Consider the following 13,299-nt stretch of genomic DNA (forward strand, 5'->3'; position numbering starts at 1 on the left):
TTGCCGCTCATTAGCACAATTTAAAACCGCAGGAAGACGATGACCAGCAGCGATCCGCTTCTCCAGCCCTATCAGCTCAAACATCTGACGCTGAAGAACCGGGTCATGTCGACCAGCCACGAGCCGGCCTATTCCGAGGATGGCATGCCGAAAGAGCGCTACCGGCTCTACCATGCCGAAAAGGCCAAGGGCGGCATGGCGCTGACCATGACCGCCGGCTCGGCGATCGTTTCGCGCGACAGTCCGGCGGCCTTCGGCAACCTGCATGTCTATGAGGACAGGATCGTGCCGTGGCTGGCCGAACTCGCCGATGCCTGCCACGAGCACGACTGCAAGGTGATGATCCAGATCACCCATCTCGGCCGCCGCACCGGCTGGAACAAGGCCGACTGGCTGCCGGTGCTCTCGGCTTCGCCCGTGCGCGAACCGGCGCATCGCGCTTTCCCGAAGACCATCGAGGACTGGGACATAGAGCGGATCGTCGCCGATTATGCCTCAGCCGCGCAGCGCTGCCAGGCCGCCGGCCTCGACGGCATCGAGTTCGAAGCCTATGGCCATCTGATCGACGGCTTCTGGTCGCCGGCCACCAACCACCGCGACGACGAGTTCGGCGGTTCGCTCGACAACCGCCTGCGCTTCACCAACAAGGTGCTCGACGCCGTGCGTGCGGCGGTCGGCGACAAATTCGTCGTCGGCATCCGCATGGTCGCCGACGAAGATTTTGAAAAAGGCCTGTCGAAGGCGGAAGGCGTCGAGATTGCAAAGCGGCTGGCCGGCTCCGGCAAGGTCGATTTCCTCAACATCATCCGCGGCTCGATCGAGAGTGACGCGGCACTGACCAAGGTTATCCCGGTGACCGGCATGCGCTCGTCGCCGCATCTCGATTTCGCCGGCGAGGTGAGGGCGGCGACAAAATTCCCGACCTTCCATGCGGCGCGCATTTCCGACGTAGCCACCGCGCGGCACGCCATCGCCACCGGCAAACTCGACATGGTCGGCATGACCCGCGCCCACATCGCCGATCCGCACATCATCAAAAAAGTGATGGAGGGCAGGGAGCACGAGATCCGCCCTTGTGTCGGCGCCACCTATTGTCTGGATCGCATCTACGAAGGCGGTGAAGCGCTGTGCGTCCACAATGCGGCGACCGGCCGCGAGGCCGACATCCCGCACATCATCGTCAAGACCGAAGGGCCGAAGCAGAAAGTCGTCGTCGTCGGCGCCGGCGCCGGCGGGCTGGAGGTGGCGCGGGTCGCGGCCGAGAGAGGCCACAAGGTAACGATCCTGGAAGCGTCGAGCCAGGCCGGCGGCCAGGTTCGGCTGGCGACGCAGAACCCGCGCCGCAAGGAATTGATCGGCATCATCGACTGGCGGCTGGCCGAACTCGACCGGCTCGGTGTCGAGATTCGCTACGACACCTGGGCGGAGAAGGACGACGTTCTGGCCCTGTCGCCCGACGTGGTGGTGGTCGCCACCGGCGGCCTGCCGCAAAACCCGCCACTGACGGCTGGCGACAACCTTGTCACCTCGAGTTGGGACATCATGGCCGGCAGCGCCAAGCCGGCCGAAAATGTGCTGCTCTATGACGACAATGGCGGCCATCAGGGCATGGGCGCGGCCGAACTGATCGCCAATGCCGGCTCAAAACTCGAGCTTGTCTCGCCGGAGCGGTTCTTCGCACCGGAAATGGGAGGCATGAACCACGTGCCCTATATGCGCGCCTTCCAGGAAAAGGGCGTCACCATCACCATCAACACGCGGCTGCGCTCGGTACGGCGCGAGGGCAATCAGTTGGTCGCGGAACTGGCCTCGGACTTTGCCGATGGCTGGCGCGGCGAGCGGCGGGTCGACCAGGTGGTGGTCGAGCACGGCACGCTGCCGCTCGACGATCTCTATCTCTCGCTGAAGCCGCTGTCGAAGAACGGCGGCGCGGTGGATTACGAGCGGCTGGTGAGCGGCGGCGACATTTTTCCGGCGCGCAACCCAGAAGCACGCTTCGTGATGTTCCGGATCGGCGACGCGGTCGCCTCGCGCAACATCCATGCCGCCATTTATGACGGCATCAGGTTCGGCTTGCGGATTTGAAATTCGTTATCGCGAGAATTGGTGGCGCGCGGTCGGACCTGCGTACGAGAGCCCGTGTACTTCGGTCCGACCGCGCGCCCGCACGTCATTGGCTCGTCGCCAGACAACGTACGATTCCGTGAAGTTGTGCCGCGCCTCAAACCATCCGCGCGACGGCCATGCACAGCACGGTGATGACCAGTAGACCGCCGGCGATGCGCTCGCCTCTTGTCATTTTCGCGCGCAACCTGGCTTCCGTCGCCGCGTCGGCGCCGGCAAGCTTCCTGGTGGCGGAACCCACCAGCGCGCCCTGTACGCCGGCGGCAATTAGAGCCGTGGCGATGCCCAGCGCCAGCACCTTCTCCATCGGGCCGAAAAGGCCTTCATGGAAGAAATACCAAAGCAGTATGCCGGTGAGGAAAACGAGACCGGCCGCGCCCATTTGGGGCCGGAAGAACCGTTCCGCCCGGATCTCCGGATCGCGGCCGACCGCGATGGTGGTGCCGGCCCAGAACACGCCCGCCATGACATGAAGACCGAGGACGACGATGTAGACATATTGCATGACCGCATTTCCTCTTTTCTGCCCGCCGTTTGCATATAATTAGATATCAAATGATTAGATGTCAATGTATAACCTGTCACTCTGTTCCCTCTACGGAAAACACCGTCTAGTGTCCGACGATGACGCCCTTTGACCGCCCACCAGTCGGCATGAATCTTGGCCGCACAGCCAAACTTGTCGCCCAAGCCTTCGATGCTGCTCTTGTCGAAGCGGGCGGTACGTTGCCGGTCTGGCTCACTCTGCTGTCTGTCAAGTCGAGCAAGCTTGCCAATCAGCGCGAGCTTGCCGGCATGATCGGCATCCAGGGGGCGACGCTGACCCACCATCTCAACGCGATGGAGGCGCAGGGCCTGCTGGTGCGCCGCCGCGATCCCGTCAACCGCCGGGTCCATCTGGTCGAACTGACCGCAGCGGGAGAAGCGATGTTCGAGACGTTGCGCAAGGCCGCATTGTCCTTTGACAAGCGGCTGCGGGTCGGACTGTCCGACGAGCGGCTGGCGGAGTTCGCGCAGGTGCTGGCGGCATTGCGGGCGAATGTCGAAAGCTAGAGCAGGATAGGGCTCAGTCGTCGTAACCCCGGATTGTCCCAAAGGTGTAATGGCGCAGCTTCAGCGCGGTGATCAAGTTGGTCAGCTTCGTCTTGCCGTCGCACAAACAAAGACGCAAAGCGCGTCGCTCGACTCCGCTCAAGCGCCACGCGCTTTGGGCAATGGCTACGCCAGGCTTCCCTGCAGCACCGTCAGCTTGGCCTTCTTCGGCATGCGGGCGGTCAGCCATTCCAGCGCCTTGTCGTGCGGCATCGGGAAGGCGATGGAGTAGCCCTGCACCTGGTCGCAGCCGATCGCCATCAGCGATTCGAGTTCGGCTTCGGTTTCGGCGCCTTCGGCGACGATGGAGATGCCGAGGCCACGGGCAAGCTCGGTGATGGCGCGCACGATCTTCGAGTTGTCGCCATTCTCATGAATGTTCTGGACGAAGCGGCGATCGATCTTCAGCCGGTCGATCTCGTTCGGATTGACATGGCTTAGCGAGGCATAACCGGTACCGAAATCATCGAGTTCCAGATGGACGCCGGCTGCCCGGATGTGGCGCAGCTTGGCGGCGATACCCGTCTTCTCGTCGTCGAGGATGACGGATTCGACGATTTCCAGCGACAGTTTCTGTGGCGGCAGCCCGGCCTTTTCCAGTGTCTCGAACAGAAACGCATCGAAATCGGGCTCGCGCAATTCGGTGCCGGAAACATTGACCGCAAGGCGGCCGAAGGCAATGCCGGCGCGGTTCCATTCGGCGGCTTCCTTGATCGCCTTGGTGATGACGATGCGGCCGATCTCGGGCATGAAGCCGCATTTTTCGGCGACCGGGATAAATTCGCCCGGTGGGATCATGCCGCGCTCGGCATGGTTCCAGCGCACCAGCGCCTCGATGCCGCTGATCGTGCCGTTGGTCAGCGAAACCTGCGGCTGGAAATAGACCTGGAATGCCCGCTCCGCGATGGCGACCTTGATGTCGTGCTCGAGCTGCTTGCGATAGTCGAGCTCGCGGCGCAATTCTTCGGAGAAGAAGGAGAAGTTGCCGCCGCCCAGCTTCTTGGCGGAATAGAGCGCCAGATCGGCATGAACCAGCAGATCCTGAGCATTGTCGGCGTCGATCGGGTAGACGGCGATACCGGCGCTGGCGCCCGGGAGAATGGTCGTGCCCTGGAAGACGATCGGCTCGTTGATATGCGCCAGGATGCGCCGCGCCAGCATGTTGATGTCTTCGGTGCCGCCGGCGCCACCGAGGATCATGACGAACTCGTCGCCGCCCAGGCGTACGCAGAGATCCGAAGCCCGGCAGGAATCGCGCATGCGCTGTGCCGTGACAACCAGTACATAGTCGCCGGCGGCGTGGCCGAGCGTATCGTTGATCTGCTTGAACCGGTCGAGGTCGAGCTGGACGACGGCAAGTCGCTCGCGACGCCTGTGCGTGCCCTTGATCAGCGTATCGAAATGATCGGTCAGAAACGTGCGGTTGTGCAGGCCGGTGAGGCCGTCATGCACCGCGATGAAGGCCATGGAATTGCGCGCGTCGATCAGCTCATGCGTCTTGCGCAGGATAGCGTTCGACATCGGCCTGAAGATGAAAAGCGCCACCAGTACGATGACGCCCAGGGTGGCGTAGAACAGCGTGCGGTGGAGAGCGAGCAGCTTCTCGGAACGCTCGTCGGCATCGGCGCTGATGCGCTGGCCAAGCGCGGCGTAGCCCGACAAGCTCGCATTGGCGACGGAGGCGTCGAGGTTGACGCGCTCGTCGCCACCCTTGTAGCCACCATTGCCGGTGAACTGGGATTCATAGGCCGAGATCAGGCGGTCGCCATTGGCGATCAGCCCGACCGAGAAATAGTCGAGGTGGAAAGGCTTGGCGAAAAGGACGCTCTCGATCGACTTTGGGTCGAGCTTGGCCTGCGATTGCGGATCGGCTCCCGTCTGCTCGAGCAGCAGATCGTAATTCGTCTCGAACTCCGCCGTCGCCTGCTTGAGCGCGCTGACCAGCGCCGGCTGTTTGTCACGCGAAGCAGCGCCCGTTGCGCCGGCCAGGAAGACGATGCGCTGCGAAAGCGTCTTTTGCGTGCTGACGATGTCGAGCAACGTGTTGTTGTGCTGTTGGGTGGCCATCATCTGCTGCAGCAGGATGAAGGAGGCTATCACCATGGCGGCAATGATCAGGAGGGCCAGCCAGTAGCCAGCTTTGATCAGCAGTATGAGTTTGCCTGAAACGGTTTGCGCCGGCTGCTGCGACATTTTCGGGGGCGGTCCTCTCGCCAACGGATTCCTGCTGCGAAGACCAATGGCCTGCAAACATTAACAGGTCTGGAAATCGACAGCCGTCCGGCAAGGGGGAGACGTGGAAAGATCGCGAAATGGTTATCGGCCCGTTTAGCGCCGTGCCGGCATTTGAGCGATCCGCCAGAACCATTTGTAGTAGCGTTGCTTTTGCGACCATCGAGGCCGCATCGGGCCGCTTGCCACCGATCCGGTCGTTTTTGCGATGGATTTTTACCTCGGACGAGACGACAGTCGGCCCACATCAAACGAGGCCCGACCATGACCGCAGCATTCCTCTCTCACATCGACAGCGAGCTCGCGGGGCTCAAATCGGCCGGCCTCTATAAATCCGAGCGCGTGATCTCCTCGACCCAGTCGGCTGAGATCGAGGTCGGTGGGCAGAAAGTGCTCAACTTCTGCGCCAACAACTATCTCGGCCTCGCCGACAGCGCCGACCTGCGTGCGGCGGCCAGCCAGGCGCTCGACCGCTATGGCTATGGCATGGCATCGGTGCGTTTCATCTGCGGCACGCAGGAGGAGCACAAGCAGCTCGAGGCGACGATTTCATCCTTCCTCGGCCTGGAAGACACCATCCTCTATGGCTCCTGCTTCGATGCCAATGGCGGCCTGTTCGAGACGTTGCTCGGTGAAGAGGACGCGATCATTTCCGATGCGCTGAACCACGCTTCGATCATCGACGGCGTGCGGCTGTCGAAGGCCAAACGCTTCCGCTACGCCAACAACGACATGGCCGATCTCGAGGCGCGCCTGAAGGAAGCCGGGGACTGCCGCTTCCGGCTGATCGCCACCGACGGTGTGTTCTCGATGGATGGCATCATCGCCAATCTCAGGGGTGTCTGCGACCTCGCCGACAAATACGACGCCATGGTGATGGTTGACGACAGCCATGCGGTCGGCTTCGTCGGCCAGAACGGCCGCGGCTCGGCCGAGCATTGTGGCGTCGAGGGCAGGGTCGACATCATCACCGGGACGCTCGGCAAAGCGCTTGGCGGTGCATCCGGCGGCTACACATCGGGCAAGAGGCAGGTGGTCGATTGGCTGCGCCAGCGCTCGCGGCCTTATCTCTTCTCCAACACGCTGATGCCGGCGATCGCCGGCGCTTCGATCAAGGCGTTCGACCTGATCCGCAATGGCGATGGCTTGCGCGAGCACCTCTATGCCAATGCGGCGCGGTTCCGGTCGCGGATGGGCAAGCTCGGTTTCACGCTGGCCGGCGCCGACCATCCGATCATTCCAGTGATGCTGGGCGATGCGACGCTGGCGCAGGAGATGGCGGCGCGCATGCTGAAGCGCGGCATCTATGTCATCGGTTTTTCCTTCCCGGTGGTGCCGAAGGGTCAGGCGCGCATCCGCACGCAGATGTCGGCGGCGCATTCCGCCGCGGACATCGACCGCGCGGTTGAGGCATTCGAAGCGGTCGGCAAGGAATTGGGCGTGATTTCCTGAAAGGCCGCAATCGAAAAGCGATTCCGGATCAAGAGATTCAAGGGACAAAAGCATGTCGAACATGATGAAGGCGCTGGTGAAGGCCAAGGCCGAGCCGGGCATCTGGATGGAAGAGGTGCCGGTGCCGGAGATCGGCCCCAACGACGTGCTGATCAAGATCCGCAAAACGGCGATCTGCGGCACCGACGTCCACATCTACAATTGGGACCAGTGGGCGCAGAAGACGGTGCCGGTGCCGATGGTCACCGGTCATGAATTCGTCGGCACGGTTGCCGATTTCGGCGCTGCGGTCACGGAATACAAGATCGGCCAGCGCGTGTCGGGCGAAGGTCATATCGTCTGCGGCCATTGCCGCAACTGCCGCGCCGGGCGAGGGCATCTCTGCCGCAACACGCTCGGTGTCGGCGTCAACCGTCCCGGCGCCTTCGGCGAGTATCTTGCAATCCCGCAGCACAATGTCGTGCCGATCCCCGACGATGTGCCGGACGAGATCGCGGCGATCTTCGATCCCCTAGGCAATGCCGTCCACACCGCACTGTCCTTCGATCTGGTCGGGGAGGATGTGCTGGTCACCGGCGCCGGGCCGATCGGCATCATGGGCGCGCTCGTCGCGCAATGCGTCGGCGCGCGAAAGGTGGTCATCACCGACATCAACCCGGTGCGGCTGGCGCTGGCCAAAAAGCTCGGCGTCCAGCATGTCGTCGACGCCTCGCAGGAAAAGCTGCGCGACGTCATGCCTGCGCTCGGCATGACCGAGGGTTTTGATGTCGGCCTCGAAATGTCGGGCGCCGCACCCGCCTTCCGCGACATGATCGACACCATGAACAATGGCGGCAAGATCGCCATCCTGGGGATTGCGCCCACCGGTTTCGAAATCGACTGGAACAAGGTCATCTTCAAGATGCTGCATCTGAAAGGCATCTACGGCCGCGAGATGTTCGAGACCTGGTACAAGATGATCGCGCTGGTGCAAGGTCCGCTGGATGTCTCCGGCTTGATCACGCACCGCATCGGCATCGACGATTTTCAGGCCGGCTTCGATGCCATGCGCAGCGGCAGTTCGGGCAAGGTGGTGATGGACTGGTAGGTGATTAGAAACGCCGACGGGACAGCACCCCCCTCTGGCCTGCCGACATATCAACAATTCTTTTGGTACCTAGTCTTTCCCCAATGCCGTTTCTAGCGCTGCCAGTCCTTCTATGATCGCCCCACGCTCTTTGACGCTCAATTTCGACAGCAACTCCCGCTCGAACGCCTTCGCCAGCGGCACCATCTCGCGATAGGCGGCGAGGCCTGCCCTGGTCAGCGTCAGATGTTCGAGGCGGCGGTCTTTCTCATCTGGCGTGCGCGTTAGCCAACGCCGCCGTTCAAGCTCAGCCACCGCGCGCGAAACCTTGGTCTTGTGCATGGCCGACTGCTCACCGAGTGCGGACGCCGTCATTGTGCCGTGCTGCCCAAGCCCGGAAAGGGTGCGCCATTCCGGCCGTGTAAGGCCATGGCTGTCCTTGTATATTCGCGAAAATTCGCGGCTGACGGCGTCGGCAAGCCGGTAGAGCCGGTAGGGCAGGAAATTTTCCAGGTTGAGAATTTCAGGCGCGTCGGGCACTTCGCTCTTGATCGCCATTTTTCAAAGCCGCCATTGATGGTTACATTTTCGATGGTTACAAACGAAACCAGTTTCGTCAATTGAGATCCATTCCGGGAGGAAGCGATGGCCTTTTCCTACATGCCGGGCTTCGGCAACGATTTTGAAACCGAGACGCTGCCCGGTTCGCTGCCGCAAGGACGGAACTCGCCGCAGCGGCCGGCCTACGGGCTCTATGCCGAGCAGCTTTCGGGCTCGCCCTTCACCGCCCCGCGCGGCACCAACGAGCGTTCCTGGCTCTATCGCATTCGGCCGAGCGTCAAGCACACCGGCCGCTTCAAACCGGCGAGCTACCCACTGTGGAAGACCGCGCCCAATGTCGGCGATCACGAACTGGCGCTCGGCCAATATCGTTGGAACCCGGTGCCGATGCCGAAGGAGCCGACCGATTTCATCGCCGGCATGCGCAGTATCACCACTGCCGGCGATGTGCTGGGGCAGACCGGCATGGCAGCGCATGTCTACGTCGCCAACCGCTCGATGGTGGACGATCATTTCTTCAACGCCGACGGCGAGTTGCTGATCGTGCCGCAGGTCGGTGCCTTGCGCTTCGTCACCGAGATGGGCGTGATCGAATTGAGGCCCGGCGAGATCGCCGTGCTGCCACGCGGTCTGGTCTTCAAGGTCGAGCTGGTCGACGCCGAAGTGCGCGGCTATGTCTGCGAGAATTACGGCGCCAAGCTTACGCTGCCTGACCGAGGCCCGATTGGCGCCAATTGCCTGGCCAATCCGCGCGATTTCAAGACGCCTTGCGCCTGGTTCGAGGAGAAGGAAATGCCGTGCCGGCTGGTGGTCAAATGGTGCGGCAATTTCCATGTCACCGAGATCGGGCATTCGCCGCTGGATGTCGTCGCCTGGCACGGCAACTACGCGCCCTACAAATATGATCTGGCAACCTTTTCGCCGGTCGGCGCGCTGCTGTTCGATCATCCCGACCCGTCGATCTTCACCGTGCTGACCGCGCCGAGCGGCGAGGAAGGCACCGCCAACATCGACTTCGTCATCTTCCCGCCGCGCTGGCTGGTTGCCGAAGACACGTTCCGGCCGCCCTGGTATCACCGCAACATCATGAGCGAGTTCATGGGTCTGATCCATGGCCAATACGACGCCAAGGAAGAGGGTTTTGTGCCCGGCGGCATCAGTCTGCACAATCTGATGCTGGCCCATGGGCCGGATGCCCCTGGCTTCGAAAAGGCCTCGCGCGCGAATCTGAAACCGGTCAAGCTCGACAACACCATGGCCTTCATGTTCGAGACGCGATTTCCGCAGATGTTGACCCGCTACGGCGCCGAACTGGAAACCCGGCAGGATAATTACATCGACTGCTGGGCGGACCTGAAGAAGCGTTTCAACGGCACGCCAGAGGGCGACTGGTCTTGAGCACCGAGCCAATGCCGGACCAACTGGTGATTTTGGGCTCGAAGGGTGGCCCGGCGCTGCGGCCGGGTGGTCCATGGCCGAGTTCGTCGCTGCTGCAGATCGGCGGCCGCACGGTCGTTGTAGACTGCGGACTTGGCGTGACGCGCGGCCTGGTCGACGCCGGCATCAGCCTGAAGTCGCTTGACCTGATCTTCATCACGCATCTGCATTCCGACCACGTGCTGGAACTAGGGCCGTTGCTCCACACCGCCTGGACGGCGGGTCTGGCAACGCCCGCCGGCGTGTTCGGCCCGCCCGGCACAGGCCACTACTGGCGGCGCTTTTGTCAGGCGATGGAGTTCGACATCGAGATCCGCATCGTCGACGAGGGCCGGCCGGATATTCGCGATCTGGTTTCGATCGTCGAATTCGGCGAGGGCCACGTGGTCGAGCAAGGCGGCGTCGAGGTTTCGGCGCTGCGCGTCGACCATCCGCCGGTGACCGACTGTTTTGCCCTGCGCTTCGAACACGCTGGGAGAAGCGTGGTCTTTTCCGCCGATACGGCCTTTTATCCGCCGCTCGCCGATTTTGCGAGGGTCGCCGATATTCTGGTTCACGAGGCCATGCTGGAACAAGGCATCGAGCGGCTGGTGGCCAGGACCGGCAATGGCGCGCGGCTGAGAGACCATCTGCTCGCCAGCCACAGCTTTGCCGAAGAGGCCGGGCGCATCGCCAGCGATGCCGGCGTGACGAGGCTGGTGCTCAATCACCTCATTCCAGCCGACGATCCGGGGATCGGCGAAGCCGAATGGATCGCCGCTGTCAGGAAAACATGGGCCGGCGACTTGACGATCGCCCGGGACGGCCTTGTTGTGGAGTTAAGCAGCGCCAAAGCTGCACAAGGAGAGGAAACCGCATGAAGCTTGCCACATTGAAGGACGGAACGCGCGACGGAAAACTCGTCGTCGTCTCGCGCGACCTGACACGCTTCACCGACGCCTCATTCCTGGTGCGCACGCTGCAGGCGGCGCTCGACGACTGGCGGCGCATCGCACCGCACCTCACGACAATAGCGGAATCGCTGGAGAACAACGCGGTGCCGGCGGAGCGCTTCCACGAGCATGACGCCCACTCGCCGCTGCCGCGCGCCTATCAATGGGCCGACGGCTCGGCCTATGTGAACCACGTCGAGCTGGTGCGCAAAGCCCGCGGCGCCGAGATGCCGGCGAGCTTCTGGACCGACCCGCTGATCTACCAGGGCGGCTCGGACTCCTTCACTCCGCCACGCGATCCGATCCGGATAGTCGACGAAGCCTTCGGCATCGACATGGAAGGCGAAGTCGCGATCATCGTCGATGATGTGCCGATTGGTGCAAGCCTCGACGAAGCGCGCGCCGCGATCCGGCTGATCATGCTGGTCAACGACGTCACGCTGCGCGCGCTCACCGGACCGGAGTTGGCAAAGGGTTTCGGCTTCTTCCAATCAAAGCCGTCCTCGGCGTTTTCGCCTGTCGCGGTGACGCCGGACGAACTGGGCGACGCATGGGACGGCGGCAAGGTCAGCCTGCCGCTGCTCGCCGATCTCAATGGCGAGCCGTTCGGCCGGGCCAATGCCGGTATCGACATGACCTTCGACTTTCCGGCGCTGATCGTTCACGCGGCAAAGACCAGACCGCTGGTCGCCGGTACTATCATCGGCTCGGGGACCGTCTCCAACAAACTTGACGGCGGGCCGGGCAAACCTGTCTCGGCCGGTGGCGCCGGCTATTCCTGCATCGCCGAACTGCGCATGATCGAGACCATTGTGTCAGGCGAGCCCAGAACGCCGTTCCTGCGCTTCGGCGACACGGTGCGCATCGAGATGAAGGACAGGACGGGTCATTCGATCTTCGGCGCCATCGAGCAGAAGGTCGAGAAATACGAGAGGTGAGGGAATGACGGGGATGCATTCTATCTGCTGGCGGGCATCTGGGCGCTCGCCATTCTGGCCGTTTTCATCCTCGCCATCCGGCTGAGCTATCGCATCGAGGTGCGTTCGCCCGCTCTCACCAATCTCGGCGGCTTTCCGCGCAAGGCGATGATGTTCCACACCATCACCAACATGAACGTCGCGCGGGACGAGGAAACACAAGCCATGCGGCGACGGATGTACCGGTTGCTGCTGATTGTGCTCGCTGGATTCGCGGTGGGTGGGCTTGTATCTGATCCGTTCCTCAGGGTGAGGGCATGAACCTGCTTGATCATCTGCGCCGCATGGCCGCCAACAATCTTTGGTCGAGCGACCGGCTCTACCGGGCGGTGTTGTCCCTTCAGCCCGGCGAGTTCGGTGCCGTGCGCACCAGCTTCTTTCCGTCGATCGAGGCGACGCTCAACCACATACTGGCGGTCGATCTTCTCTATCTCGATTTTCTCGAAGAGGGCGGTCTCGGCGCGGCCGCCCATGACGATTTCGTGCCTTTCGACGAGCCGCGGGCCCTGTTTGCCGCGCAGACTGTGGCCGATCGGCGACTGATCGCCTTTTGCGACGGGCTGTCGGAGGCTGATCTCGACCGCCGCGTCATCACCGACCGGCGCCAGGACGGCATGATTCCTGAGCGCATCGGCGATATCCTCGCCCATGTCTTCCTGCACGACATCCATCATCGCGGTCAGGTGCATGCAATGCTGTCGGGCACGTCAGTCAAGCCGCCGCAGCTCGACGAGTTCTTGCTCGATTATGATGCGAAGCTCAGGAAAGCGGAAATCGAGCGGCTGCGTTTGTAAGCCAGGTCGCCAATCATGCCAGAGCGACATCGTAACGGGAGAAATGTGGGTCGGCTGTAAGGATGGTCAGGTTCTCAAGTTGCGCTTGAGCAATCAGCAGCCTGTCGAACGGATCACCATGGTGGCGGGGTAGGCCGCCGACGGCGTTCGCATGCTGGAAGGTTACGCCAAGCGGCTGAAATTGCATTCTTGGAAGCAGCGTCGGCAGATCGTCCGGCGCAGCGAGTTTTCCGATCGAACGTTTAATGGCAATTTCCCAAACGCTTGCCGCGCTCGCGAACACCACCGCCTCCGAAGCCAGGATAGCGCGGTGCTGCTCGCTGAGACGCAGATCGTCCGAAATCGACCAAAGGATGATATGGGTGTCGGCGAGAAACGGGCCGACAGTCATTTCACGTACTCGTCCCATTCGGGACCGAGTTCGTCAAAGTCGTCCGCAATCCAGATCTTGCCTTTCAAGGCGCCGATACGCGGCAGGGGTTCGGCTACTGCCGGTGGTACGATACGCGCGGCCACCTTGCCGTGGCGTGTGAGCACGATCTCCTCACCGGCTTCCGCGCGACTGACGAGTTCCGACAATTTGGCCTTGGCCTCCGCGATGGAAACATTCATGGCGTGATCCTTTATGACCA

Annotated in this window: 14 protein-coding genes; 9 read left to right on the plus strand and 5 right to left on the minus strand. The window is 62.4% G+C overall.

Features of this window, described 5'->3' with window-relative positions; translation table 11 throughout:
* Positions 1-39: 39 nt before the first annotated feature.
* Positions 40-2,085 (plus strand): oxidoreductase, encoded by a 2,046-nt coding sequence (locus NKG99_RS16365; protein WP_352869488.1) that lies wholly within the window; start codon positions 40-42, stop codon positions 2,083-2,085.
* Between the two features lie 136 nt (positions 2,086-2,221).
* On the opposite strand, the gene NKG99_RS16370 is transcribed toward NKG99_RS16365, so the two are convergent.
* Positions 2,222-2,629, minus strand: a complete 408-nt coding sequence (locus NKG99_RS16370) for a hypothetical protein (protein WP_352869490.1) — start codon at positions 2,627-2,629, stop codon at positions 2,222-2,224.
* 119 nt (positions 2,630-2,748) lie between these two features.
* Here NKG99_RS16370 and NKG99_RS16375 point away from each other — a divergent pair, with 119 nt between their 5' ends.
* Positions 2,749-3,177 carry a MarR family winged helix-turn-helix transcriptional regulator gene (locus NKG99_RS16375; RefSeq protein WP_352869492.1) on the plus strand — a complete coding sequence of 143 codons (429 nt, stop codon included), beginning with the start codon at positions 2,749-2,751 and terminating at the stop codon, positions 3,175-3,177.
* A 165-nt stretch (positions 3,178-3,342) separates the two neighbouring features.
* Here the strand turns inward: NKG99_RS16375 and NKG99_RS16380 are convergent, their stop codons facing one another.
* Positions 3,343-5,409, minus strand: a complete 2,067-nt coding sequence (locus NKG99_RS16380; RefSeq protein ID WP_352869494.1) for a putative bifunctional diguanylate cyclase/phosphodiesterase — start codon at positions 5,407-5,409, stop codon at positions 3,343-3,345.
* A 303-nt stretch (positions 5,410-5,712) separates the two neighbouring features.
* On the opposite strand from NKG99_RS16380, the gene NKG99_RS16385 reads away from it, so the two are divergent.
* Both NKG99_RS16385 and tdh read left to right on the plus strand, forming a co-directional pair.
* Positions 5,713-6,900, plus strand: coding sequence for a glycine C-acetyltransferase (locus tag NKG99_RS16385; RefSeq protein ID WP_352869496.1), 1,188 nt, complete (start codon positions 5,713-5,715; stop codon positions 6,898-6,900).
* 52 nt (positions 6,901-6,952) lie between these two features.
* Positions 6,953-7,987 (plus strand): L-threonine 3-dehydrogenase, encoded by a 1,035-nt coding sequence (gene tdh, locus NKG99_RS16390; RefSeq protein ID WP_352869498.1) that lies wholly within the window; start codon positions 6,953-6,955, stop codon positions 7,985-7,987.
* Positions 7,988-8,056: 69 nt separating this feature from the next.
* On the opposite strand, the gene NKG99_RS16395 is transcribed toward tdh, so the two are convergent.
* Positions 8,057-8,524 carry a MarR family winged helix-turn-helix transcriptional regulator gene (locus NKG99_RS16395; protein WP_352869500.1) on the minus strand — a complete coding sequence of 156 codons (468 nt, stop codon included), beginning with the start codon at positions 8,522-8,524 and terminating at the stop codon, positions 8,057-8,059.
* A gap of 87 nt (positions 8,525-8,611) precedes the next feature.
* Here NKG99_RS16395 and hmgA point away from each other — a divergent pair, with 87 nt between their 5' ends.
* The 5 genes from hmgA to NKG99_RS16420 all read left to right on the plus strand — a co-directional run bounded on the left by hmgA (position 8,612) and on the right by NKG99_RS16420 (position 12,667).
* Positions 8,612-9,925, plus strand: a complete 1,314-nt coding sequence (gene hmgA, locus NKG99_RS16400; RefSeq protein WP_352869502.1) for a homogentisate 1,2-dioxygenase — start codon at positions 8,612-8,614, stop codon at positions 9,923-9,925.
* An 11-nt stretch (positions 9,926-9,936) separates the two neighbouring features.
* Positions 9,937-10,824 carry an MBL fold metallo-hydrolase gene (locus NKG99_RS16405; protein ID WP_352869556.1) on the plus strand — a complete coding sequence of 296 codons (888 nt, stop codon included), beginning with the start codon at positions 9,937-9,939 and terminating at the stop codon, positions 10,822-10,824.
* Positions 10,821-11,834 (plus strand): fumarylacetoacetate hydrolase family protein, encoded by a 1,014-nt coding sequence (locus NKG99_RS16410; RefSeq protein WP_352869504.1) that lies wholly within the window; start codon positions 10,821-10,823, stop codon positions 11,832-11,834. Before NKG99_RS16405 ends, NKG99_RS16410 begins: the two co-directional genes overlap by 4 nt.
* 99 nt (positions 11,835-11,933) lie before the next feature.
* Positions 11,934-12,134 (plus strand): hypothetical protein, encoded by a 201-nt coding sequence (locus NKG99_RS16415; RefSeq protein WP_352869506.1) that lies wholly within the window; start codon positions 11,934-11,936, stop codon positions 12,132-12,134.
* Positions 12,131-12,667, plus strand: coding sequence for a DinB family protein (locus NKG99_RS16420; RefSeq protein WP_352869508.1), 537 nt, complete (start codon positions 12,131-12,133; stop codon positions 12,665-12,667). The genes NKG99_RS16415 and NKG99_RS16420 overlap by 4 nt, the downstream gene beginning before the upstream one ends.
* Positions 12,668-12,680: 13 nt before the next feature.
* Here the strand turns inward: NKG99_RS16420 and NKG99_RS16425 are convergent, their stop codons facing one another.
* Together NKG99_RS16425 and NKG99_RS16430 are read right to left on the minus strand one after the other, a co-directional pair.
* Positions 12,681-13,058 (minus strand): type II toxin-antitoxin system VapC family toxin, encoded by a 378-nt coding sequence (locus NKG99_RS16425; RefSeq protein ID WP_352869510.1) that lies wholly within the window; start codon positions 13,056-13,058, stop codon positions 12,681-12,683.
* Positions 13,055-13,279: a type II toxin-antitoxin system Phd/YefM family antitoxin gene (locus NKG99_RS16430; RefSeq protein WP_023780515.1), complete on the minus strand. Its 225-nt coding sequence runs from the start codon at positions 13,277-13,279 to the stop codon at positions 13,055-13,057. Before NKG99_RS16430 ends, NKG99_RS16425 begins: the two co-directional genes overlap by 4 nt.
* Between the last annotated feature and the right edge of the window lie 20 nt (positions 13,280-13,299).

Origin of the sequence: Mesorhizobium sp. M1409, from assembly GCF_040317535.1 — a bacterium.
In the GTDB taxonomy this organism is placed as follows: domain Bacteria; phylum Pseudomonadota; class Alphaproteobacteria; order Rhizobiales; family Rhizobiaceae; genus Mesorhizobium.

Excerpts from the sequence above, each read along its gene's own strand:
- NKG99_RS16365 (WP_352869488.1), top strand. The coding sequence starts at position 40 with ATGACCAGCAGCGATCCGCTTCTCCAGCCCTATCAGCTCAAACATCTG.
- NKG99_RS16370 (WP_352869490.1), bottom strand. The coding sequence starts at position 2,629 with ATGCAATATGTCTACATCGTCGTCCTCGGTCTTCATGTCATGGCGGGC.
- NKG99_RS16375 (WP_352869492.1), top strand. The coding sequence starts at position 2,749 with ATGACGCCCTTTGACCGCCCACCAGTCGGCATGAATCTTGGCCGCACA.
- NKG99_RS16380 (WP_352869494.1), bottom strand. The coding sequence starts at position 5,409 with ATGTCGCAGCAGCCGGCGCAAACCGTTTCAGGCAAACTCATACTGCTG.
- NKG99_RS16385 (WP_352869496.1), top strand. The coding sequence starts at position 5,713 with ATGACCGCAGCATTCCTCTCTCACATCGACAGCGAGCTCGCGGGGCTC.
- tdh (WP_352869498.1), top strand. The coding sequence starts at position 6,953 with ATGTCGAACATGATGAAGGCGCTGGTGAAGGCCAAGGCCGAGCCGGGC.
- NKG99_RS16395 (WP_352869500.1), bottom strand. The coding sequence starts at position 8,524 with ATGGCGATCAAGAGCGAAGTGCCCGACGCGCCTGAAATTCTCAACCTG.
- hmgA (WP_352869502.1), top strand. The coding sequence starts at position 8,612 with ATGGCCTTTTCCTACATGCCGGGCTTCGGCAACGATTTTGAAACCGAG.
- NKG99_RS16405 (WP_352869556.1), top strand. The coding sequence starts at position 9,937 with ATGCCGGACCAACTGGTGATTTTGGGCTCGAAGGGTGGCCCGGCGCTG.
- NKG99_RS16410 (WP_352869504.1), top strand. The coding sequence starts at position 10,821 with ATGAAGCTTGCCACATTGAAGGACGGAACGCGCGACGGAAAACTCGTC.
- NKG99_RS16420 (WP_352869508.1), top strand. The coding sequence starts at position 12,131 with ATGAACCTGCTTGATCATCTGCGCCGCATGGCCGCCAACAATCTTTGG.
- NKG99_RS16425 (WP_352869510.1), bottom strand. The coding sequence starts at position 13,058 with ATGACTGTCGGCCCGTTTCTCGCCGACACCCATATCATCCTTTGGTCG.
- NKG99_RS16430 (WP_023780515.1), bottom strand. The coding sequence starts at position 13,279 with ATGAATGTTTCCATCGCGGAGGCCAAGGCCAAATTGTCGGAACTCGTC.